The organism is Tenacibaculum todarodis, assembly GCF_001889045.1.
Classification (GTDB): domain Bacteria; phylum Bacteroidota; class Bacteroidia; order Flavobacteriales; family Flavobacteriaceae; genus Polaribacter; species Polaribacter todarodis.
In genome coordinates this window covers 294,567-319,826 of the sequence record NZ_CP018155.1, presented here as the reverse complement: position 1 = coordinate 319,826, position 25,260 = coordinate 294,567, and the positions used below count along the sequence as shown (strand labels likewise).

Below are 25,260 nucleotides of genomic sequence, written 5' to 3'. Positions count from 1 at the left end.
TTCTACAAAAGTGTGAATAAAATTCAGTATAAAAAAATCAAATCACTATTGATTATTAGTTATTTTTTATGTAAATAGAGACGTATTTAAAAATAATTTAATTTGAAGAATTTTGAACACTCATTTAGAGTACGTTATGCCGAAACAGATCAAATGGGCGTTGTTTATCATGGTAATTATGCTCAGTATTTTGAACTTGGAAGAACTGAATGGCTTCGTTCTTTAAATATTACTTATAAAAAAATGGAAGAAAATGGAATAATGCTTCCGGTAATTTCTTTGGCTTGTAATTTTAAAAAATCTGCACTTTATGATGATGTTCTTACTGTAAAGACTTCGTTAAAAAAAACACCTACAGTTAAGATTGAATTTAATTATGAAATCACAAATCAAAATAACGAACTTATTTGTACTGGAAATACTGTTTTAGCATTTATTGATATGAAAAAAAACAGACCTACTCGCTGCCCTAATTATATTTTAGAACTATTATAAGTTCAATTTATTTTTAATTTTCTGAAATACTGTTTTTGGCTTATCGTTTTCATGATAACCATAACTGTTTCCGTAGCCATAACCGTAACCGTAGCCATAACCATATCCGTAAGAACCGCTTACTGAGAAATCATTTAAAACATAACTAATGTTCTTAACTTCTTTGTTTGCATATTTTTCATCAATCATCTTCATCATTCCTTTTTCAGAATAATTTTGACGAATAACATAAATAACAGCATCAGAATATTTAAACAATTCTAAAGCATCAGAAACCAAACCTACAGGCGGCGTATCTAAAACTACATAATCGTATTTTTCTTTTAAGATCGCCATCATTTCATCAGCCTTTGCACTCAATAATAACTCTGATGGATTTGGTGGTATTGGACCAGATAATATAACATCTAAATTTGGCACTTGCGTTGTATGCGTAACTTCATCCAAACTTTTTTGATTGATTAAATAGTTAACCACTCCAAAATCGTTAGACAAACCAAAATCTCCAAAGATTTTCGGCTTTCTTAAATCCAAACCTACTAAAACCGTCTTTTTTCCACTTAAAGCAAAAACGGTTGCCATATTTATAGAAATCATGGTTTTACCTTCTCCACTAATAGAAGACGTTAACACCAAGGTTTTAGAAGATGAATCTGACTCTGCATTATTTCTGAATAAAAACTGAATATTAGAACGCAATGCTCTAAAAGATTCTGCAACGGTAGATTTTGGCTTTGTAAATACTGCCAAATCAGTTTCTAGCATGTTTTTACCAACAACTCCTAAAACTGGAATGTCATAATTATTCTGAATCTCTTCTACTGTATGAATTTTATTATCCAAAACTTCTTTCAAAATGATAAAAAACAACGGCAACATAGTTCCTAGCATTAATGCCAAAACATAGTTAAATTGCGTATTTGGATACACAGGACCTTGTCCTAAATCTTTAGCAGAATCTATAACTTTTACATCAGAAACATTAGCAGCAATTGCTGTGCCGGCTTCATAACTTTTTTGTTTTAAATAGTTATAATTAGCTTCCGAAATTTCATAATTACGTTGAAACTTAATTAAACCCTGCTCCTTTTTTGGCAACTGACGTAATTTACCGCTATACGATTGCAGTCTACCTCTATTAGTTTTTACTTTACTTCGCATAGAACTACGAACCGTAACAATATTTTCCAATAAAATTCTACGACTAGTTGCTATCTCTTTTTCCAAACCAATTACTTGAGGGTGATTAGCTGTTACTGTACTTCTTAAATTCTCTCTTAATGTAGACTTCTGAATTAAATCTGCAATTTCTGAAGTAATCTTAGCGTCTGAAACCTCCACAGAAGCAGGAACTGGTATTGCTTCACTATTATATGTACTATGTGATTTTATGTAACTTTCTAATTCATTTAAATACCTAACATTATCATTTACCCCTCTAATTTCTCTTTCTAAAGTTGTTGTTTCTTCAAAAATCTTAGAACCTTCAGCAGATAAATCATAAATATTATTTTGCTGCTTATATTTACCTAACTCTCTTTCAATATCTTTTAAACTCTTAGACTCAGCAATAAATAATGTATCTATATATTCTTTTGTTTTTACTGCATAAGCAATTTTCTGATCCTGTTTGTCTTCTGATAAAACTCTTACTGAAGTATTTAAATAATCTGCAAGCCTATTTTTATTAGGTCCAGAAAGTGCCAATCTAATTAAAGAAGATCCTTTTGCAACATCAGTTACATTTACATTTCTATAACCACCTACAACACCGTTAAAACTTCCAAATTGAACAAAATACTCTTCTGAATTTCCACCAGTTCTAGAAGGAAGAATTGTGAAATTTAAGTGCTCTTTTTCAATCTTATCACCCAAAGTAAACTCTTCAGAATAATTTCTAGCAGTTGGTGTAAAATAAGAAACTGAGTCTTTTTTATAATTGATTAAAGAAATTCTATTAAAGTTTTCTCCATAATCTACAGACAGTTCAACTTTATTATTTGCCAACATCTTAACTTTAATTAAAGTGTTGTACAACTGCGGTTTCTCTGTATCTACTTTAATTTTAAAAGGAGTTTTACCGTAAGCATCATCCAACCTATATTCTCCTTGCACTAAATATTGCGTGTAAAACTGAAGACGAGAAACTACTTTTTCATTATGAGTTCTAGAGCGTAAAATTACTTTTACCGTTTCTACCAAATCGCTTGCTCCACCCCAATTAAAGGTTAAATTAGTACCTGTAGAAAACAACGGATTAGATTCTTCCTTTATAGAAACAACTGTATCTAAACTATAGCCTCTAATTTTTCTATCATTCTTATATTTTGCCACAGCAAAGGCAATTATAGTTGCTAATAAAAACCATTTCCAATACGACAAAACCTTAAAAAAATAAGATGCCAAATCTATACTAGAACTTGCTGATTTTTTTTCTATTGAAAAGTTTGATTTGTTTACCATTTTATAAACCTCTTACCAATAATATAGTTGATGTTACCAAAGTAAATACAGAAAGTATTGTTGTTAAAGAAGACAAACCTGTTGTACCCGTTCCCCAAGCTTTTTGTTTTAATGGCAACACATTAATTATATCGTTTGGTTTTATGTAAAAAATTTCAGAATTAAAAGCATCTACACTTGTTAAATCTATAGAAAATTTTTCTACATCATTATTTAAATAACCTCTATAAATTTCAATCTGCTTTCTATTTCCTGTAACCGAAATATCGCCAGCATTAGAGATTGCATCTATAATACTAACTTGATTTTGGTAAATTACTTTTGGACCAGGATTTGCTACTTCTCCAATAACTGTATATTTTATTCCTGCTAATTTTACAGTAACAAAAACATCGTCTGGATTTTTAAACATTCCTTTTAAACGTTCTTCTAATTTTACTCTAACTTCTTTTGTAGTAAATCCTAAAACATTTATTTCTCCCAAATACGGCAATCTAATATTCCCATGATTATCAACTGTATATCCAGAAAAATAGCCGCCATCTGTAGGTTGCTGAGAAGAACTTGTACCTTCAGTTTTCTTAAACAAAGCAACTAATTTTTCATCTGGCGCTTTTATATTTATAGAGATAACATCACTTATTTGAAGTTTATATGGCTCGTTATTTATTTTATGAATTTCAGTTTTCTGTACCGGATCTCCTTGTAAATAAACCAAATCTTTACTTGGAACGCAAGAAGAAAAAATAATGATAATTAAAAGAATCGTTAAATTTCTAATCATAATTGTAGGGTAATTTGATTCACAAATATAATTTTTAAAAACTAAAACTGTTATTTTAGCCCCAATGTTTTTCAAACTAAAATCATTTCTGCTTTTTTTACTTAAATCTTTGAATCAAAAGAACAACAAACATTCTTTTATTTTAGGGTTTAAAAACAACTATATCAACCCTAAAACTTCGATTGAAAAAAATAAAATTTTCACGAATTATAAAGAACAATTATTAAGCAACACAGCAACAATTAAGGTTACCGATTTTGGAGCAGGTTCTTCTGTTTTTTCTTCGAATGAAAGGCAAATTAACCAAATTGTAAAAGTTGCAGGAATTTCTAACAAAAGAGCCAAATTATTAATTCGCTTAACAACGTATTTTCAACCAAAAGAAATTTTAGAAATTGGCACTTCTTTAGGCTTAGCAACTTCCGCTTTAGCAGCAAAGAACAAAAACATTGCAATTACAACTTTAGAAGGTTGCCCAGAAACTGCAAAAATTGCACAACAACAATTTAATGAGTTTGGGTTTTCTAACATTACTTTACAAGTTGGCGATTTTGCTAAAAATTTACCAAAAGCAATTGAAAATAAACAATTCGATTTTATTTATTTCGATGGAAATCATCAAAAAGAAGCTACTTTACAGTATTTTGAAGCTTGTTTAAAATCAGCCAATAAAAACGCAATATTTATTTTTGATGATATTTATTGGAGCAAAGAAATGCAGGAAGCTTGGCAACAAATAAAAAAACACCCAAAAGTTTCTTGTACTGTAGATACTTTTCAATGGGGATTTGTTTTTTTCAACCCAAAACAAGCAAAAGAACATTATACAATTAGAATATAAAATTCATAACACTAAAACTTTGTAACTTTGTTACTTTAAACTTTGCAACTCATTACAAATGAAAATATACACAAAAACTGGAGATAAAGGTACAACCGCACTTTTTGGAGGAACACGCGTTCCTAAATACAATTTACGCATAGAAAGTTACGGAACTGCAGATGAACTAAACTCTCATATTGGTTTAATTAGAGATCAAGAAATTAGCGAACACATTAAAAGTTCGTTAAATAAAATTCAGCACGATATCTTTACTTTGGGTGCAATGTTGGCAACGCCACCAGAAAAAGAAACACTAAAAAACGGAAAAGAACGCTTAAATATTCTTAAGGTTGAAAATAACTCAATTGAATTTCTTGAAAAAGAGATTGATAAAATGAATGAAGAGCTTCCGCAGATGACACATTTTATTCTACCAGGCGGACATCAAACTGTGTCATTCTGTCATATTGCTAGATGTGTTTGCCGCCGTACAGAGCGTTTGGTTGTTGAATTAAGCGAACAGGAACCTATAAATCCTGACGTATTAATGTATTTAAACCGACTTTCTGACTACCTTTTTGTGTTGGCACGAAAGTTGTCTAAAGACTTATCAGCAAAGGAAATCAAATGGATTCCCGAGAAAAAAAATTAAGTTCTTTTTTTATTGATTTACACATTTTTTAAAAAAAACTTGCATTTCTCGTTAAAAAAATTATTTTTGCAGAAATTAAACATTAAAAAAATGTATTGGACTTTAGAATTAGCATCCTATTTAGCAGATGCACCATGGCCAGCAACAAAAGACGAATTAGTAGATTACGCTATTAGAACAGGCGCTCCACTAGAAGTTGTAGAAAACCTACAAGGAATTGAAGACGAAGGTGATTCTTACGACTCAATCGTAGAAATTTGGCCAGACTATCCAACCGAAGAAGATTATCTTTGGAACGAAGACGAATACTAACATACTCGTAAAAAAATATCTAAAAGTCTCATTTGAGGCTTTTTTTTTGGTTAAATTTAAACCCTCAGTTTTTATAATTCTTTTAAATTATAAGGGACTGCAAATCAGACACATACTTTTAATCTTAATTATGGGATTAAAAATAAAACAATTATAAAATGAGCATACTAAACTCAGTTATCAAACTTTTTGTTGGAGACAAACAAGAAAAAGATTTAAAAATACTACAACCTATTGTAAACAAGGTAAATGCTTTTGAAAGCGCTTTGGCTAGTTTATCTCACGATGAATTACGTGCAAAAACAATAGAATTTAAAAACAAAATTGCAAAAGCAACTGAAGAGTTTACAACTAAAATTAGTTCTTTAGAAGCACAAGCTACTGAAGCTGCAATAGACGATCAAGAAGGAATTTACGCAGAAATAGATTCGTTAAAAGACTTAGCTTATGAAGCCTCTGAAAAGGTTTTAGAAGAAATTATGCCAGAAGCATTTGCCGTTGTAAAAGAAACTGCAAAGCGCTTTGTAAATAACGAAGAAATTGAAGTTACTGCAACCCCTTTTGACAGAGAATTATCTGCAACACACGACCATGTTAACTTAGAAGATGACAAAGCATTTTGGGCAAATTCTTGGGATGCAAGCGGTAAACCGGTAACTTGGGACATGGTACATTACGATGTTCAATTAATTGGTGGGTCTGTTTTACACCAAGGTAAAATTGCCGAAATGATGACTGGTGAAGGTAAAACCTTAGTTTCTACGCTTCCTGTGTATTTAAATGCATTAACTGGTAACGGCGTGCACGTTGTAACTGTAAATGAGTATTTAGCAAAGCGTGACCGCGCTTGGATGGCTCCACTTTTTGAGTTTCACGGACTTTCTACTGATTGTGTAGATTATTATCAACCTAACTCAGAAGAAAGAAGAAAAGCATACAACGCAGACATTACCTACGGAACAAATAACGAATTTGGTTTTGATTATTTACGTGATAATATGGCTTCGTCTAAAAAAGACTTAGTACAACGCGCACCAAACTACGCAATTATTGATGAGGTAGATTCAGTTTTAATTGATGACGCAAGAACGCCATTAATTATTTCTGGACCAGTTCCGCAAGGAGACAGACATGAGTTTACAGAATTAAAACCTTTAGTTGCTGACTTAGTTTCGCTTCAAAAAAATTATTTAGTAAGCGTTTTAGCAGAAGCAAAAAAACTAATTGCAGAAGACAACACTAAAGATGGTGGCTTCTTATTATTAAGAGTTTACAGAGGTTTACCAAAAAACAAAGCGTTAATTAAATTTTTATCGCAAGAAGGAATTAAACAGTTATTACAAAAAACTGAAAACTTCTACATGGCAGACAACAACAAGTTAATGCCAGAAGTAGACGAAGATTTATGGTTTACCATTGAAGAAAAAAACAATCAGATTGATTTAACAGATAAAGGTATTTCTCATTTATCTGAAGTAACCAAAAACGAAACTTTCTTTGTGTTACCAGATATTGGTGTAAGAGTTGGTGAAATTGAAAGCAGCGAAGCTTCCGCAGAAGAAAAAGCAGAAGAAAAAGAAGAATTATACAGAGACTTTAGCATAAAAAGTGAACGTATCCACACAATGAATCAATTGTTAAAAGCCTACACGGTTTTTGAAAAAGATGTTGAGTATGTGGTTATGGAAAATAAAGTAATGATTGTTGATGAACAAACCGGTCGTATTATGGACGGTCGTCGTTATTCAGACGGATTACACCAAGCAATTGAAGCGAAAGAAAACTGTAAAATTGAAGACGCTACGCAAACTTTTGCAACGGTAACACTTCAAAACTACTTTAGAATGTATCGTAAATTATCTGGAATGACAGGTACAGCGATTACAGAAGCGGGTGAATTCTGGGAAATTTACAAATTAGACGTTGTAGAAATTCCAACAAACAGACCAATTCAAAGAGATGATAAAGACGATTTAGTTTACAAAACTACGCGTGAAAAATACAATGCAGTAATTGAAGATGTTGTAAAATTGGTTGGTGAAGGAAGACCAGTTTTAGTTGGAACAACTTCGGTAGAAATATCAGAATTATTAGGTAGAATGTTACAAATGCGTAAGATTCCACATAATATTTTGAATGCAAAATTACACAAGCGAGAAGCTGATGTAGTTGCACAAGCAGGTAATCCTGGTGTTGTAACAATTGCTACAAATATGGCTGGTCGTGGTACCGATATTAAATTATCTGATGAAGTGAAAGCTAATGGTGGTTTAGCAATTATTGGTACAGAAAGACACGATTCTAGACGTGTAGATAGACAGTTACGTGGACGTGCAGGAAGACAAGGTGATGTTGGTTCTTCTCAATTTTATGTAGCTTTAGATGACAATTTAATGCGTCTTTTTGGTTCGGACAGAATTGCAAAAATGATGGATAGAATGGGCTTAAAAGAAGGCGAAGTAATTCAGCATTCTATGATTTCTAAATCTATTGAAAGAGCGCAGAAAAAAGTAGAAGAAAACAACTTTGGTATCCGTAAACGTTTGTTAGAATATGATGATGTTATGAATGCACAACGTGAGTTTGTGTACAAACGCAGAAGACACGCTTTAGACGGAACTCGTTTACAAATTGATGTTGCTAACATGATTTTTGAAACATGTGAAGCTATTACAATTGCCAACAAGCAAAACAAAGATTTCCAGAATTTTGAGTTTGAATTAATTCGTTTTTCTTCAATGACTTCTCCTTTTACGGAAGCAGAATTCAATAAGCTATCAGAAAAAGAATTGACTGATAAATTATACACAATTGTAACTGCACATTATAAAGAAGATAAAATTAGAAATGCCGCACAAGCATATCCAGTTATTAAAAATGTGTTTGAAAACGAAGGCGACAGATACCAGCGTATTGTAGTTCCTTTTACAGATGGCGTAAAAACATTACAAGTTACCACCAACTTAAAAGAAGCCTATGAAACTGAAGGACAATCTTTAGTTAAAGACTTTGAAAAGAACATTACGCTTGCCATTATAGACGAAAACTGGAAAGAGCATTTACGTAAAATGGACGAGCTAAAACAGTCTGTACAAAATGCATCTTACGAGCAAAAAGATCCGTTGTTAATTTATAAGTTCGAAGCTTTTGAATTGTTTAAATTAACGGTTGCAGACATTAATAAAGAAGTATTATCGTTCTTATTTAAAGGGAAATTGCCAAACCAAGAAGCAAATCAGATTTCGGAAGCACGTGAGCAAACTAGAGAAAAACTAGACTTACGTAAAGACGATGTTCAGAACTCAACACAACAAGCAATTCAGAACTCACGCCAGCAACAACAAGAACCTGTTGAAACTATTGTGCGAGACCAACCAAAAATTGGTAGAAATGAGCGCGTTACTATTAAAAATGTAATGAGTGGCGAAGAAAAGCAAGTGAAGTACAAACAAGCAATTCCGCTTTTAGAAAAAGGCGAATGGGTTTTGTATAATAACTAGGTTTGGTTTCGGCTACGCTCAACCAACGATTAGGAACGATTAGGAACGATTATATTTTAAACTAAACGTTCAAAAATTAAAAACTCGAAGCTTTGCTTCGAGTTTTTTTGTGGAAAATTTTAGTAGTAAAAAGTTCTCGAAACAAATTTGCTCCTACTTCACAAACTCACTAGAACTGACAGTATCTTTTTACTCTTACTGAAAAACACACACAGTTAATCACACACTGTCACTTCGAGTACAATTCTTTTTTCAAGAATTTTGTATCGAGAAATCTTTTTATTCTTCCCGCTTTGCGGAAAAAAAAAAACATATTTTAGAGAAATCTACTATTTACAATGCAGTTCCGTTTCAATTTACTATTTTTAAGTTTCAAAAGAAAAAACTGCTAATCAACCTTACTTTTAAATGTCAGAAGAACAAAAACAACAAATTCTAAAACAAACTTTGTGGAATATTGCCAACGATTTACGTGGAAATATGGACGCAGACGATTTTAGAGATTATATATTAGGCTTCATTTTTTACAAATATTTAAGCCGAAAAATGAAAAACTACGCCAACGTTATCCTTGATCCAGACGGTTTAAGTTACCAAACTGTAGAAAATCATGAAAAAGCAGCAGAATTATTAGAAGCCATCCGTTTTGAAGCATTAGACAAACTCGGTTATTTTTTAAAACCAAGTGAATTGTTTAGTGAACTTGCAAAACGCGGAAACTCCGGCAACAAAAACAACTTTATTCTGGGCGATTTAGCAAACGTGCTAAACAGCATAGAGCAAAGCACCATGGGAAGCGAAAGCGAAGACGATTTTGGCAATCTCTTTGAAGACTTAGATTTAACAAGTAGTAAATTAGGTAAAACCGAAGACGCCAAAAACGAACTCATTGTAAAAGTATTAACCCATTTAGAAGGCATTGATTTTGATGTAGAAAACACCGAAAGCGATATTTTGGGCGATGCGTATGAGTATTTAATTGGGCAATTTGCAAGTGGCGCAGGTAAAAAAGCAGGCGAGTTTTACACACCACAGCAAGTCTCTAAAATATTGGCAAAATTGGTAACCACCAATAAAACCAAATTAAAATCTGTGTACGATCCAACCTGTGGTTCGGGTTCTTTATTACTACGCGTTTCTAAAGAAGTACAAGAAGTTGGCGAGTTCTTTGGGCAAGAAAGCAACCCAACAACCTACAACTTGTGTAGAATGAACATGATTATGCACAATGTACATTACAAACAGTTTGATATTTATAACGAAGACACACTGGTAAACCCAAGTCCAAACCATATAGATAAACGTTTTGAAGCCATTGTTGCAAATCCGCCATTTTCTGCAAATTGGAGCGCGAGCCCACTTTTTATGAGTGATGACCGATTTTCTGCTTACGGAAAATTAGCACCAAAATCGAAAGCCGATTTTGCCTTTGTACAACACATGGTACATCAATTAGATGATAACGGAACCATGGCGTGCGTTTTACCACACGGAGTTTTGTTTAGAGGCGCAGCCGAAGGCCATATTAGAAAGTTTTTAATAGCAGACAAAAACTATTTAGACGCCGTAATTGGTTTGCCAGCAAACATCTTTTATGGTACAAGCATACCAACGTGTATTTTAGTGTTAAAAAAGAATCGTAGCTGTCATTCAGAGGGAAGCATGACCGAAGAATCTCAACCAAAAAGAAGCGAAAGCATCCTATTTATAGACGCCAGCCAACATTTTGAGAAAGTAAAAACCCAAAATGTACTATTAGAAGAACATTTAGATAAAATTATAAACACTTACAGAACATACAGTTCTCCCCTTGAGGGGAGATTAAGTGGGGTGTTAGAAGATAAATACGCTTACATAGCCACTTTAAACGAAGTAAAAGAAAACGATTACAACCTAAACATACCGCGTTATGTAGATACGTTTGAAGAAGAAGAACCTATAGATTTAGCAGCCGTTTCTAAAGACTTGAAAGCTTTAGAAACAGACATAAAAAAAACAGATACAACCATTGCAGATTTTTGCAAACAGTTAAATATTGAAACTCCTTTTTAAAAACGAAACGTCATTGCGAACGCAGTGAAGCAATCTCATGAATAGAAACTAAAACATTAAACAGATTGCTTCGTGCCTCGCAATGACAAACACAACCAAATGACCAACACAACAACACATACAAAACCACTAAAACCCAAACTGCGCTTTAAAGAGTTTGAAGGTGAATGGGAAGAGAAGAAATTTGGAGATTTAGTGAATAGTATTTCCTCTGGTAAAATTAAACCAGGAAGCGAAGGTGAATTTTTAGTTTATGGCTCAACTGGAGTTATTGGGAAAAGCAATCAATTTACGCATGAAGGTGAATATATATTAATTGCAAGAGTTGGTGCAAATGCAGGACGAATTAATAGAGTTTCAGGAAAATATGCGGTAACAGATAACACACTAATTATTGATTCTAAGAAAAACATTCTAAATAATTGTTTTACTGAAGGATTTTTAGAAAAGTTTAATCTTAATAGATTAATATTTGGTTCAGGACAACCACTAATAACTGGAGGATTATTAAAAGGAATAAAAATCAACCTTCCAACACTCCCAGAACAACAAAAAATAGCCAATTTTCTAACAGCTATAGACAACAAAATACAGCAACTACAGCGTAAAAAAGAACTATTAGAAACCTACAAAAAAGGCGTTATGCAACAATTGTTCTCGCAACAATTGCGGTTTAAACCCGATGAATCTGTCATTGCGAGCAGTCATTGCGAGAGCCTGTTGCGAGGCACGAAGCAAACACGACGCGGCAAACTCGAAGCAATCTCTTCAAAAGAAGCACAATTCCCAGATTGGGAAGAGAAGAAATTGGGGGAATTGTGTAATATAACTACAGGTAAATTAGATGCAAACGCTATGGTTGAGAACGGTCAATATCGATTTTATACTTGTGCTAAAAATTATTTCAATATTGATAATTTTGAATTTGATACAAATGCCTTAATTATTTCTGGAAATGGTGCAAATGTGGGATATATTCATCATTATAAAGGTAAATTTAATGCTTACCAAAGAACCTATGTATTAGACGAATTTGTGCAAGATATATTTTACATGAAATACTTTTTAGATAAATTTCTATACAAGAGGATATTTAGAGAAAAAAAAGATGGAAACACACCTTATATTGTTATGACAACTTTAACTGACATGAAAATATTAATTCCAACTATAGATGAACAACAAAAAATAGCATCGTATTTAAGTGCCATAGATAGTAAAATTGCCAACGTGGCTTCGGCTACGCTCAGCCACCAACAATTTAAAAAAGGTTTGTTGCAGCAGTTGTTTGTTTAGTGCGTCATTGCCTCGCGCACGTCATTGTCTCACGACGTCATTGCGAGGGAAGAATGACCGAAGCAATCTCACAACGTCACTGCGAGGAGGAACGACGCGGCAATCTCATGAAGTGTAGAACTAACATTAAACAGATTGCTTCACTGCGTTCGCAATGACAAACAGATTGCTTCGTTCCTCGCAATGACGTAACGTAAAAGCCTCGCAATGACAGAATTAATAATAAACAGATTGCTTCACTGTGTTCGCAATGACGTAACGAGTAAGCCACGCAATGACAGAATAGAATGAAACCAGGATACGTTTACATACTAACCAATAAAAACAATACCACATTATATGTTGGTGTAACGTCTAATTTAAAACAGCGTATTCTTCAGCATAAAGAAAAACATGATAAAAAATCTTTTTCTGCCAGATATAATTTAACTAAATTAGTCTATTACGAAGCACACCAAATGATTGGCGATGCCATTGGCAGAGAAAAACAATTAAAAGCAGGCAATAGAGCAAAAAAAATAGCATTAATAGAAAGCATAAATCCAGCGTGGTTAGATTTGTTTGATGACTTGTAACGTCATTGCCTCGCGATCGTCATTGCGAGCGTAACGCAGTGAAGCGCGGCAATCTCACGAAGTGTAGAACTAACATTAAACAGATTGCTTCACTGCGTTCGCAATGACAGTAACGAGTAGAACTAACATTAAACAGATTGCTTCGTTCCTCGCAATGACGTAACATAAAAGCCTCGCAATGACAGAAACATTAAAAAGATTGCTTCGCTTCACTGCGTTGCACTCGCAATGACGAATTAAATGACAAAACAATCTGAACTTCAACTAGAAAATAACCTAATTAAACAATTAGCAGGTTTAGGCTACCAAAAAGTTACCATAAAAGATGGTGATGCGTTGTTGGCTAATTTAAAAACGCAATTAGAAGCGTTTAACAACACAACGTTTTCTACCAAAGAGTTTGATACTATTGTAAACCATTTAGCAAAAGGTAATGTTTTTGAAAAAGCAAAAACGTTGCGAGATCGTTTCAATATTACCAGAGAAAACGGAGATAGTTTTTACCTACGCTTTTTTAATAGTGAAGATTGGACTTCAAATTTATTCCAAGTTACCAACCAAATTACCCAAGAAGGCAGTTACAAAAACCGTTACGATGTTACGTTATTGGTAAACGGTTTGCCATTGGTACAAATAGAATTAAAACGTAGAGGTTTAGAAATTAAGGAAGCTTTTAATCAGATTAATCGTTATCAAAGGCATTCGTTTTGGTCTAACCACGGTTTGTTTCAATATGTACAATTGTTTATTATTAGCAACGGCGTAAATACAAAGTATTTAGCCAATAACAAGTTGCAATCGGTTAAACAGACTTTCTTTTGGGCAGACGAACACAATAAAAATATTACAGATTTAACACAGTTTGCAGGTTCGTTTTTGCATCCAAATCATTTAGGTAAAATGATTGCTAAATATATTGTTCGCAATCAAACCCATAAAATATTAATGGTGTTGCGTCCGTATCAATTTTACGCAGCAGAACATATTGTAAATCAAGTTGCTACGAGTAATGAAAACGGATATATTTGGCACACTACTGGTTCTGGAAAAACATTGACTTCCTTTAAAGCAAGTCAGTTAATTATGGATTTGCCAGACGTTTACAAAGTAGTTTTTGTGGTGGATAGAAAAGATTTAGATTACCAAACCATGTTAGAGTTTAACAGCTTTAAAAAAGACAGTGTAGATGTTACCAACAACACGCAATCTTTAGTAAAACAACTAACAGACGATTCTAAATTGGTATTAACTACTATTCAGAAACTAAACAATGCCATTTCTAAAGCCAATTACGAGAAAAGTTTAACGCATTTACAAGATAAAAAAGTAGTTTTTATTTTTGATGAATGCCATAGAAGTCAATTTGGCGATACACACAAAAAAATTACGGAGTATTTTAAAAGTAGTCAGTTATTCGGTTTTACAGGAACGCCAATTTTTAAAGACAACGCTTCTAAAAACGATTTAGGAAAACGAACCACCAAAGATTTATTTGGATCTTGTTTGCACAAATATGTAATTACAGATGCTATAAAAGACCAAAATGTTTTGCGTTTTGGAATTGAATATATTGGTAAGTATAAGCAAAAAGGGCGCACACTAATTGATATTGAAGTAGAAGCAATTGATACTGCTGAGGTTTTTGCAGATGAAAAACGTTTAGAAAAAATTGCAGATTATATAATTGCGTATCACAATCAGAAAACATTTAGCAAAGATTATTCGGCTTTATTTGCTGTTAGTAATATTGAAACGTTGATTAAATATTACGATATTTTTAAACGAAAAAAAGAAGCTGGTGAACACAATTTACGCATTGCTACTATTTTTAGCTACGGAACCAATGAAGACGATGAAGATGCGCAAGATTACATTCCAGGAGACGTTTTACCAGAAGCTGCGGAACCTAAATTGGCTTACAAAAGCAATCATTCTAGAGAAAAATTAGATACTTACATTGCCGATTATAATGCAATGTACAATACCAATTTTTCGACCAAAGACAGTCAACAGTTTGAAAACTACTTTAAAGATATTAGCAAGCGTTTAAAAGAACGCGAAAAAACTACTTTTCAAGACAAAAACCGTTTAGATATTGTAATTGTAGTAAACATGATGCTTACAGGTTTTGACGCAAAAAAGGTAAACACTTTATATGTTGATAAGAACTTAAAATATCATGGTTTAATTCAGGCATATTCAAGAACCAACAGAATTTTAGGCGAGCAGAAATCTCAAGGAAATATTTTATGTTTCAGAAATTTAAAGAAAGCTACCGATGAAGCTATTACGCTATTTTCTAACAAAGATGCCATTGAAGAAATTATACTTCCGCCATACGAAAAAGTGGCAGAAAAGTTTGATGAAGCCTTAAAAAACCTATTGAAATTAGTACCAACTTTTAATTCTGTAGATGATTTAGCAAGTGAAGAAGATGAATTGAAATTTGTACAAGCTTTTAGAAGATTATTGCGTGCAAAAAATGTGTTAGAATCGTACACCGATTTTAATTGGGAAGATGTTGGTATAGACGAACAAACATTTGAAGATTATAAAAGTAAATATTTAGACATTTACGATAAGGTTAAAGATGAAAGTCAGAAACATAAAACATCTATTTTAGATGATATAGATTTTGAGTTAGAGTTAATTCATCGCGATAAAATAAATGTCGCTTACATTTTACAATTGTTAGCAAAATTAAAAGATGCTAAAACAGCAGATTCGCAAGCGCAGAAAAAAGCCATTATAGACATGCTTTCTGGCGATGTAGAACTACGTAGCAAACGAGAATTGATAGAAAAATTTATTGAAGAAAACTTACCACATATTAACGATGTAGATGCTATACAAGATGAATTTGAACGTTTTTGGCACGAAGAAAAAATATTAGCCTTATCTAAAATGTGCGAAGACGAACATTTAGACCAAAAGCAATTTAAAGCCTTAATAGAAAGTTACACAGAATACGGAAGAGAACCTTTACGTGATGATATTTTTAAATGCTTGGACAACAGACCAAGTATTTTAAAAGCCAGAGAAATTGGCGAACGTATTCTTGATAAAATGAAAGAATTTATTCAGGTTTTTGTTGATGGAATGACTGGGTAAATATTAAAACATTTTATACAAAACGGTATTTACAACACCTTTCCCCTGCTCCAATTTAAAAGACAATAGTTGAGTTTCTTCTTTTACTTTTAAATTAAAAGGAGGCGCTAATAAGTTTACACCGCTTTTCTTTTTTAGTCTAATTCCTTGTCCTGAGATAATATCTATATTTGGTGTAAAGTTTCCTTCAGGTACATGTTCTGTTAAAACAACATACTTAAAAGCTCTTAATTTAGGTACAATACTTTTAATTTCTGCGTTAGACAAATGTTGTAACACCTGTCTTATTATGGCACAGTCTCCAGCTGGCAAGTTCTCTTTTGCAATATCTAAACAATGGAATTCTAAATTATCTTGTTTAAAATGTTCCTTGTTAAACTGAATTAGATCTTTAACAATATCTACCGCAATGTATTTACTTGCGTACTTAACTAATTGATTACCTACGTTAAAATCGCCACAACCAAAGTCGCAAAGAGTAATTTTCTCTTTAAGAGAAGCTAGAAACATTTTTAAAACATCAACATAAGGATTTACAATTTCAGGAAGATGAGAACCTTCTCCTGAATAAAAATTGGTGTTGTTTTTTCCCCAAAGATTCATTTGATATACTTGTTCCATCGCCTTTTTGGTTGGCCAAGGTGTTTTTGTTTTTTTCTGCTTCATAAAATAAATTAATAAAGGAACACTAAACTACCTTTTTAAAAACAAAAAAGCCTCACATTTCTGTGAAGCTTTAAGTGAGCCCTGAAGGATTCGAACCTTCGACCGCCTCCTTAGAAGGGAGGTGCTCTATCCAGCTGAGCTAAGAGCCCGTAATTTTTGAGTTGTTACGACCAACTGTGTCGGGGTGGCAGGATTCGAACCTGCGACCTCCTCGTCCCAAACGAGGCGCGATGACCGGGCTACGCTACACCCCGAATTAAATTAAAATTAACTTGCCTAACTTGTAAACTTTATCAATCTTAATTTAACTTACTTCTCTGAGCGTAGTTTATGCCGTACTTGATACGGTACTACACCCCGAGTGCAATTTTTAGCGGAGAGACAGGGACTCGAACCCTGGCAACAGTTTCCCGTCGACAGATTAGCAATCTGCTGCATTACCACTCTGCCACCTCTCCTTTGGACATTTCAAACTTTTAAAAAGCATGAAACAAAAATTGCGAGTGCAAATGTACATTTACAATTACAATATCACAACTATTTTTTATAATATTTTTCACTATTCTGGATATTCTACACGTAAGTGATAAATATTCATCAATTTCTTTTTTATAACTTTTTTAATTGTTTCTATTTCTCTAAAAGTTATATCTGAATTTACAAACTGATTATCAGCTTTTTGCTTTTCAACAATCTTATTAATTAACTCGTCAATTGAGTTTGAAGTTGGATTTTTTAAACTTTTTGACGCTGCTTCTGCTGCATCACAAATCATTAAAATTGCGGTCTCTTTTGAGAACGGAATTGGACCTTGATACATAAATTTCTTAATATTTACGTCAATATCTGGATTTGCGTCTTGTTCTTTCTTATAAAAATAATACACCAAACTTGTTCCGTGGTGTGTTCTTATAAAATCTATAATTCTATCAGGTAGTTTATTTTTCTTTGCTAATTCTATTCCGTTTATAACGTGATTCAAAATTATATGCGCACTATCTTGTGCAGATAAATCGTTATGTGGGTTTACTCCTGTTGCTTGATTTTCTATAAAATATTGCGGATTTACCATTTTACCAATATCATGATACAACGCTCCAGTTCTAACCAACATTGAGTTTGCTCCTATTTCGTTTGCTGCTGCTTCCGCTAAATTGGCTACTTGCATTGAATGCTGAAAAGTTCCAGGTGCTTTTTCATTCAACTCTCTTAATAGTTTAGAATTTGTATTAGAAAGCTCTAATAAGGTTACATCCGAAACCAATCCGAAGACTTTCTCATAAAAATAAATAAAGAAAACTGCTAAGAAAGATAATAATCCGTTTGCTGAAAAAAGCAAGAAGTAATCCCAATTAACCTGACTTGCATTTCCTTCTTTTATAATTGAAAATGCAAAATACGTAATCATATAAATCAATGTAATTTGACCTATTGAGATGAATAAGCTTGCTCGTTTGTATAATTCAGAAACAGTTAAAATAGTTACCATTCCTGCAATAATATGTAAGTAAATAAACTCGAAACTGTTAGGCACAATAAATCCCAAAAGCAACACCGTTAATACGTGGGTAAACAAGCCTAAACGTGCATCGAAAAAGGCTTTTAATACAATTGGTAAAATACTTAAAGGAACTACATATAAGTAAGCAGAATTATATTTAATAACCAACGTTTGCACTAAAACCATAAAAAACACATTGAAAAATATAAACGTTACTTTGTTATTATTTTCAAAAATTTCTGGTCTGTATTTTCGTAAAAAAAGCAATAGCATTAATAAAGCTAAAGACACTAAAATTGCATAGCCAAAAACAATCCAATTATAATTAGATTCTGTCCAAATTTTAGATTCAGATTCGCTTTTTAAAGAATTTAAGATATTCAGCTTCTTACCTTCAACTATATCTCCTTTTAAAATTATTAATTCTCCATTAGAAACTTTTCCTTTTGTATAAGAAATATTACTAAGAGACTCTCCTAAAGCCTTTTGCGTATAATTATCATCAAAAGAAACATTTGGCTTTAATATTTCAGAAAGTATTGTTAGGACTTCATTTTCACCAAAAGAAAAAGGCTGATTCCCTATATTTTCAGTTATTATTTTAAATACATCTTTAGCTATTAATATTTTTTGAAAAGAAACCTCTTCTACTTCATTTCCTTTTCTAAGTTCAACAATTTCTGTTGCATTATTTATCTTATTTTGACTAGAATTTTCTAAAAAACCAGTTTTGTAAACTTTATCAATTATTAAACTTCCTTTTTTATATAAATCTTTAATTTCATATTCGGATAAAGAATCGCTTTCTGTTAAAGTGTTTATTTTAATCTCGAAAACTGTTTTTACATCTTTAGGAATCTGTAAATTATATTTAAAATATTTTTTTGCAGTATTTCCTATCGAAGCTTTTTCAGCAAGAAGCTCTTCATTGGTTTTTTGAATAGCAAAATCAAATGGCGCGTACAAATTATCATACTGCCATAATTTACCATTGTTAAAATTGTATTTAAACTGCCCACCTTTTGGAAATAGGTAAACAATGGCAACTGCAGTAATTAAAAACAACAACACTTTATATACAATAGTGTTGTTTTTATAAATCTTATTAATAAAATTATTCATTTTCCTTATTTGAATATGTAAATATAACCTTTTGGAATTATTTTATTGCCTGCAATAAATTGAGTATTTTCGCAAAACAAAAATAAACACAAACAAAATCGATATAGATATGAAAGAAGTTGTAATTGCCGCAGTTGCTCGTACACCAATTGGTAGTTTTATGGGAAGTTTATCTTCAATACCAGCTCCAAAATTGGGTGCAATTGCTATAAAAGGCGCTTTAGAAAAAATCAATTTAAAACCAGAAATGGTTGAAGAAGTATATATGGGAAATGTTGTTTCTGCTGGTTTAGGGCAAGCTCCGGCGCGTCAAGCAGCAATCTTTGCTGGAATTCCAGATACAGTTCCTTGTACAACAGTTAACAAAGTTTGTTCTTCTGGAATGAAATCGATTATGTTAGCTGCACAAACAATTGCTTTAGGCGATGCCGAAATTGTTGTTGCTGGTGGTATGGAAAACATGAGTTCTATTCCGCATTATCAACATGCAAGAAAAGGTTCTAAATTTGGCCCAATAAAAATGGAAGACGGAATGCAAAAAGACGGTTTAGTTGATGCATACGAGCAAGTTGCAATGGGAGTTTGTGCTGACGAATGTGCTACGGAATATAATTTCTCTAGAGAAGATCAAGATGCATTTGCAATTGAATCTTACAATCGTTCTGCTAAAGCTTGGGCAGATGGTAAATTTGCTGATGAAATTGTACCTGTTGAAATTCCACAAAGACGTGGAGACGCAATTATTTTTGCTGAAGATGAAGAATATAAAGCTGTAAAAATGGAGAAAATTCCTGCTTTACGCGCTGCCTTTACAAAAGACGGAACAGTAACAGCTGCAAACGCATCAACAATTAATGATGGAGGAGCTGCATTGGTTTTAATGTCTGCTGACAAAGCAAAAGAATTAGGTATAAAGCCTCTTGCAAAAATAAAAGGATATGCAGATGCTGCTCACGAACCAAAATGGTTTACAACTGCGCCTGCTAAAGCATTACCAAAAGCATTAGCGAAAGCTAATATTTCTATAGATGATGTAGATTATTTTGAATTAAACGAGGCATTTTCTGTTGTTGGTTTAGCTAACATGAAAATCTTAGGTTTATCTGCAGATACAGTTAACGTAAATGGTGGAGCCGTTTCTTTGGGACATCCATTAGGAGTTTCTGGAGCAAGAATTATTATTGCTTTGACTTCTATTTTAAAACAAAACGATGCTAAAATTGGTGCTGCCGGAATTTGTAATGGTGGCGGTGGTGCAAGTGCAATGGTAATAGAACGTATTTAATTTTTTTGATGTTCGGAATTTGTAATTTAAGTATTGTTCCTCTTCGTTTAGAGCCAAGAGACCCTTCAGAAATGGTGAGTCAAGTATTATTTGGCGAACATTTTGAAGTTCTTGAAATGGATAAAAAGTGGAGTAAAATTAAGCTACATTTTGATGGTTACGAAGGTTTTATTGATAACAAACAGTATCAAGAAATTACTGAAGAGTATTATCATAAGATTTCAAATTCGCCTAAACATTATTCAGGTGAATTAATTGATTTTATTGTTGATAAAAACAACAGCCTAACTACAATTCCGATTGGTTCAAGCTTACCTTTTTATGATGGAAATTCTTTTGAAATAAATAGCACCCCATTTTCTTATGATGGAAATGTATTTTCTGAAAAATTATCAAAAGCTGAAATTGTAAATAAGGCTTATTTATTTTTAAACTCACCTTATTTATGGGGAGGAAAAACGCCTTTTGGTATAGATTGTTCTGGGTTTACGCAAATGGTTTATAAAATCTGTGGACATGAATTACAAAGAGATGCAAAAGATCAAGCGCTCGAAGGTGAAGTTTTAAGCTTTATTGAAGAAAGTGAACCTGGAGATTTAGCTTTTTTTGACAATGAAGAAGGCAACATTACGCATGTTGGTATTATTATGAAAGACTATAATATTATCCACGCTCATGGTAAAGTTAGAATAGACACGCTAGATCATAGCGGTATTTATAATGCCGAATTTCAAAAGCACACACATAAACTAAGAGTAATAAAACGAATTATTTAATTTGTTTTTAAGCATAAAAAAAACCGAAACTTACGTTTCGGTTTTTTTAATTAGTATGAAATAATTACTATTTCATAGCTTTATATAATGCTCTAAATTCAGCTGCTTTTTCTTCGTTTTCTAATGTTTCATAAATATTAAGCAATGTTCTAACTGTTTCTATACTTCTCTTAAAACCATCTGCTTTTTCTAAATAAGGTAACGCCTCTTTATAAACTTCTTTCTTCTGTTTTTCTAGTTCGTCATACCTAGTAAAATTATCTAAGTTCTTATTCATTTCTTCAATAATTGCCTGTTCTTTATTTAGAATAGCAATTGCCAGATTCATGTAAGCATCTTTATAATCTGGTTTTAATTCAATAGCTTTATTATAATAATTTTTAGCTTCTTCTACTTTACCTTGATTAAAGTTTACTATACCTAAATTATAAAATAATGTAGGATTATTTGGGTCCATTTGAATAGCTTCTTCCATTAACTCTCCAAATTTGTCCATTTTTTTTAACTTAATATATAAATCTGCTTCATTTAATAATAAATTTAAATCTTTAGGGTTTGCCTTTCTAGCTGCTTGCATTGCTACAATAGCTTCATCTGTTTTACCCTGTGTATTTAAAATTAAAGCAATATTTTTCACAATATCCGCACTTTTAGATTTTGTAGATTTAGTTTCTGGCTTTATATATCCTCCAGCTTTAACCATTAAGTCTCTCTGTTGCTTTGTACCTAAGTTTTCCACCACTCCTGTCTCTTTATTAGTAGCAACAAACTGTGTCTCTATACCTGTATAACCAATATCACTTAATTCTTTGTAATACTTTAATGCAGAATCATAATCTTTAGCTTGAGTTGCAGCAACAGCAGCATTAAAAGCAAAAGCTGTATCTTTTGGACTTAACTGATAAGTTAAATAAAAATTCTCCGAAGCATTCTTAAAGTCCTTAGACTCATTATATTGTTTTATTGCTTTTTGAGAAACATCTGAAATAAGCTTATTTAACATTGGAGCAGCTTCTTTAGTATATTTAGCTTTTCCTGTTGCTTCTTCATGTTTCAAAAGACTATTAAATGCATCGGCTGCATTTTTATAATCTTTCTTACCTGCAAAAGCTTTACCTTTTAAAAAGTAAAATTTAGCTTTTAACTTTGCATCCATATTACTCATCAAGGATTCAGCTGAAGAAATTGCAGTAATTGCTCCAGAAAAATCGTTCTTTTTAATTGCTTTCTCGGCTGCCTTTAATTCGTTTTTTTGAGCCATTGCACCAACTGTCATTAAACCTAAAGTAAGTGCTAATATTTGTTTTTTCATTTTAATGTGTATTAAATTTATTCTTGTTCTTCTGTATTGTTTTCAATTTCCGTGCCATCTTCTGAGTCTTCTAAAATTTCATCTTCTTCATCCTCTTCATGCATTACTTTAGCTACAGCAGCAATACTGTCTGAATCCTTAATATTAATTAAACGAACTCCTTGCGTTGCACGTCCCATAACTCTTAAATCTTCAACAGCCATTCTAATTGTAAGTCCAGATTTATTGATAATCATTAAATCATTTGAATCATCTACATTTTTAATTGCAACTAATTCTCCTGTCTTTTCAGAAATATTTAAAGTCTTAACTCCTTTACCACCCCTATTCGTAACTCTATAGTCTTCTAATTTAGAACGTTTTCCGTATCCTTTTTCTGAAACAACAAGGATATTACTATCCATATCATTTACAGCAACCATACCAATTACCTCATCATTTTCATGTTGTAAGGTAATTCCTCTTACTCCAGAAGCGGTTCTTCCCATGGGACGAGTTTTTGCTTCTTCAAAACGAATTGACTTACCAGATTTTAAAGCTAACATCACTTGACTGTCTCCAGTTGTTAATTTAGCTTCTAATAACTCATCACCTTCTTTAATAGTAATTGCATTAATACCATTTGTTCTTGGTCTAGAATACTGCTCTAATGAAGTCTTTTTTACTTGACCTTTTTTAGTTGCCATAATTACATAATGACTATTTATGTAATCTTCATCTTTTAAATCTTGAGTTACAAGGAATGCTTTTACAGAATCATCTTGTTCTATATTAATAAGGTTTTGCATAGCTCTACCTTTGGTGTTTTTACCACCTTCAGGAATTTCATAAACTCGCATCCAGAATACTTTTCCTTTCTGAGTAAAAAACATCATGTATTGGTGATTTGTACCAACAAATAAGTGCTCTAAGAAATCTTCATTTCTTGTTGTTGCTCCTTTTTGACCTCTTCCTCCTCTATTCTGAACTTTATATTCATCTAGATTTGTACGTTTTAAATATCCTGCATTAGAGATTGTTACAACCACTTTTGTGTTAGGAATCATATCTTCAATACGCATATCTCCACCTGCATACTCAATTACAGATCTACGTTCATCTCCATATTTTTCTTTTATTTTAAGCAACTCGTCAGTAATAATCTGATAACGTCTTGGTTCGTTTGCTAAAATGTCTTTTAAATCTGTTATTGTTAACATGATTGCATCAAACTCAGCACGCAATTTATCTTGCTCTAAACCTGTTAATTGACGCAAACGCATTTCTACAATTGCCTTTGCTTGAATTTCAGTCAACTCAAAACGGGCTATTAAAGCTTCTCTTGCTTCATCTGCATTTGATGACGCTCTAATAATTTTAATTACTTCATCAATATTATCAGAAGCTATAATTAATCCTTCTAAAATATGTGCTCTTGCTTCTGCTTTCTTTAATTCGAATTCTGTTCTACGAACAACAACTTCATGTCTATGTTCAACAAAATAATGAATTAACTGTTTTAAGTTTAATTGTTCTGGTCTTCCGTTAACCAAAGCAATGTTATTTACACTAAAAGAAGTTTGTAATTGTGTGTATTTAAATAATTTATTTAAAACGATATTTGGGATTGCATCTCGTTTTAAAACGTATACAATACGCATACCGTTTCTATCAGATTCATCTCTAATATTAGAAATCCCTTCTATTTTTTTATCATTTACTAATTCAGCCGTTTTTTTAATCATTTCTGCTTTATTAACTTGATAAGGAATCTCAGAAACAATAATACATTCACGCCCCTTAACCTCTTCAATAATTGCCTTTGCGCGCATTACAATACGTCCACGACCAGTATGAAAAGCGTCTTTTACACCATCATAACCATAAATAATTCCTCCTGTTGGGAAATCTGGTGCTTTAATATGTTGCATTAATTCATCTATCTCAATATCTCTATTTTCGATATAAGCAACAGTACCATTTATAACTTCAGTTAAGTTGTGTGGCGCCATATTTGTTGCCATACCTACTGCAATACCAGAAGCTCCGTTTACTAATAAATTAGGAATACGAGTTGGTAAAACAGTTGGCTCTTGTAAAGTATCATCAAAATTTAAACGATGATCTACAGTATCTTTTTCAATATCAGCTAACATGTCTTCTGATATTTTTTGAAAACGCACCTCCGTATAACGCATTGCTGCTGGAGAATCACCATCTACAGAACCAAAGTTTCCTTGGCCATCAACCATCATGTATCTAACACTCCAGTTTTGTGCCATACGCACCATAGAATCATACACAGAAGTATCTCCATGCGGGTGATACTTACCTAAAACCTCACCAACAATTCTTGCTGACTTTTTATACGATCCAGTTGCTTTAATTCCTAACTCATGCATTCCAAATAAAACTCTACGGTGTACAGGTTTTAAACCATCTCGCACATCCGGTAACGCTCTCGATACAATTACTGACATTGAATAATCAATGTAAGCCGATTTCATTTGCTCTTCAATGTTGATAGGAATCAACTTTTCGCCATCTGCCATATAT

The 25,260-nt window shown here is 32.5% G+C and carries 17 protein-coding genes and 3 tRNA genes; 11 read left to right on the top strand and 9 right to left on the bottom strand.

The window, feature by feature from the left end; translation table 11 throughout:
* The first annotated feature begins 102 nt into the window (after positions 1-102).
* Positions 103-495, top strand: coding sequence for an acyl-CoA thioesterase (locus LPB136_RS01460; RefSeq protein ID WP_072554434.1), 393 nt, complete (start codon positions 103-105; stop codon positions 493-495).
* Here LPB136_RS01460 and LPB136_RS01455 read toward each other — a convergent pair.
* Complete coding sequence (locus LPB136_RS01455; protein WP_072554433.1) at positions 490-2,958, bottom strand: GumC family protein; 2,469 nt, start codon at positions 2,956-2,958, stop codon at positions 490-492. The two genes, LPB136_RS01460 and LPB136_RS01455, sit on opposite strands and share 6 nt — an antisense overlap.
* A gap of 1 nt (position 2,959) precedes the next feature.
* Entirely contained in the window at positions 2,960-3,742 is a 783-nt protein-coding gene (locus LPB136_RS01450; RefSeq protein ID WP_072556868.1) for a polysaccharide biosynthesis/export family protein, read from the bottom strand.
* A gap of 109 nt (positions 3,743-3,851) precedes the next feature.
* Here LPB136_RS01450 and LPB136_RS01445 point away from each other — a divergent pair, with 109 nt between their 5' ends.
* From LPB136_RS01445 to LPB136_RS01410, 8 genes are all read left to right on the top strand, one after another.
* Positions 3,852-4,583, top strand: coding sequence for an O-methyltransferase (locus LPB136_RS01445; protein WP_335743863.1), 732 nt, complete (start codon positions 3,852-3,854; stop codon positions 4,581-4,583).
* Between the two features lie 58 nt (positions 4,584-4,641).
* Entirely contained in the window at positions 4,642-5,217 is a 576-nt protein-coding gene (locus LPB136_RS01440) for a cob(I)yrinic acid a,c-diamide adenosyltransferase (RefSeq protein WP_072554431.1), read from the top strand.
* A gap of 90 nt (positions 5,218-5,307) precedes the next feature.
* Positions 5,308-5,529 carry a DUF2795 domain-containing protein gene (locus LPB136_RS01435; RefSeq protein WP_072554430.1) on the top strand — a complete coding sequence of 74 codons (222 nt, stop codon included), beginning with the start codon at positions 5,308-5,310 and terminating at the stop codon, positions 5,527-5,529.
* 158 nt (positions 5,530-5,687) lie between these two features.
* Positions 5,688-9,029, top strand: a complete 3,342-nt coding sequence (secA, locus tag LPB136_RS01430; protein ID WP_072554429.1) for a preprotein translocase subunit SecA — start codon at positions 5,688-5,690, stop codon at positions 9,027-9,029.
* Positions 9,030-9,437: 408 nt separating this feature from the next.
* Positions 9,438-11,081 carry a type I restriction-modification system subunit M gene (locus LPB136_RS01425; protein ID WP_072554428.1) on the top strand — a complete coding sequence of 548 codons (1,644 nt, stop codon included), beginning with the start codon at positions 9,438-9,440 and terminating at the stop codon, positions 11,079-11,081.
* A gap of 99 nt (positions 11,082-11,180) precedes the next feature.
* Positions 11,181-12,377 (top strand): restriction endonuclease subunit S, encoded by a 1,197-nt coding sequence (locus tag LPB136_RS01420; RefSeq protein WP_072554427.1) that lies wholly within the window; start codon positions 11,181-11,183, stop codon positions 12,375-12,377.
* Positions 12,378-12,664: 287 nt separating this feature from the next.
* On the top strand, positions 12,665-12,952 hold the full coding sequence (locus LPB136_RS01415) for a GIY-YIG nuclease family protein (RefSeq protein ID WP_072554426.1): 288 nt from the start codon (positions 12,665-12,667) through the stop codon (positions 12,950-12,952).
* Positions 12,953-13,192: 240 nt separating this feature from the next.
* Entirely contained in the window at positions 13,193-16,063 is a 2,871-nt protein-coding gene (locus tag LPB136_RS01410) for a type I restriction endonuclease subunit R (protein ID WP_072554425.1), read from the top strand.
* 3 nt (positions 16,064-16,066) lie between these two features.
* Here the strand turns inward: LPB136_RS01410 and LPB136_RS01405 are convergent, their stop codons facing one another.
* The 5 genes from LPB136_RS01405 to LPB136_RS01385 form a co-directional block, all read right to left on the bottom strand.
* Positions 16,067-16,729: a class I SAM-dependent methyltransferase gene (locus LPB136_RS01405; RefSeq protein WP_072554424.1), complete on the bottom strand. Its 663-nt coding sequence runs from the start codon at positions 16,727-16,729 to the stop codon at positions 16,067-16,069.
* Positions 16,730-16,804: 75 nt separating this feature from the next.
* Positions 16,805-16,878: transfer RNA gene (locus tag LPB136_RS01400), tRNA-Arg, on the bottom strand.
* Positions 16,879-16,908: 30 nt separating this feature from the next.
* Positions 16,909-16,983 (bottom strand) — tRNA-Pro (locus LPB136_RS01395).
* A gap of 120 nt (positions 16,984-17,103) precedes the next feature.
* Positions 17,104-17,187, bottom strand: a tRNA-Ser gene (locus LPB136_RS01390).
* A gap of 101 nt (positions 17,188-17,288) precedes the next feature.
* Complete coding sequence (locus LPB136_RS01385) at positions 17,289-19,352, bottom strand: HD family phosphohydrolase (protein ID WP_072554423.1); 2,064 nt, start codon at positions 19,350-19,352, stop codon at positions 17,289-17,291.
* Between the two features lie 109 nt (positions 19,353-19,461).
* Here LPB136_RS01385 and LPB136_RS01380 point away from each other — a divergent pair, with 109 nt between their 5' ends.
* Together LPB136_RS01380 and LPB136_RS01375 are read left to right on the top strand one after the other, a co-directional pair.
* Positions 19,462-20,637 (top strand): acetyl-CoA C-acyltransferase, encoded by a 1,176-nt coding sequence (locus LPB136_RS01380; RefSeq protein WP_072554422.1) that lies wholly within the window; start codon positions 19,462-19,464, stop codon positions 20,635-20,637.
* A gap of 8 nt (positions 20,638-20,645) precedes the next feature.
* Positions 20,646-21,413: a C40 family peptidase gene (locus LPB136_RS01375; RefSeq protein WP_072554421.1), complete on the top strand. Its 768-nt coding sequence runs from the start codon at positions 20,646-20,648 to the stop codon at positions 21,411-21,413.
* Between the two features lie 67 nt (positions 21,414-21,480).
* Here LPB136_RS01375 and LPB136_RS01370 read toward each other — a convergent pair whose 3' ends face one another.
* A complete protein-coding gene (locus tag LPB136_RS01370) occupies positions 21,481-22,725 on the bottom strand; it encodes a tetratricopeptide repeat protein (RefSeq protein WP_072554420.1) in 1,245 nt (414 codons plus the stop codon).
* Between the two features lie 17 nt (positions 22,726-22,742).
* A complete protein-coding gene (gyrA, locus tag LPB136_RS01365) occupies positions 22,743-25,256 on the bottom strand; it encodes a DNA gyrase subunit A (protein WP_072554419.1) in 2,514 nt (837 codons plus the stop codon).
* Between the last annotated feature and the right edge of the window lie 4 nt (positions 25,257-25,260).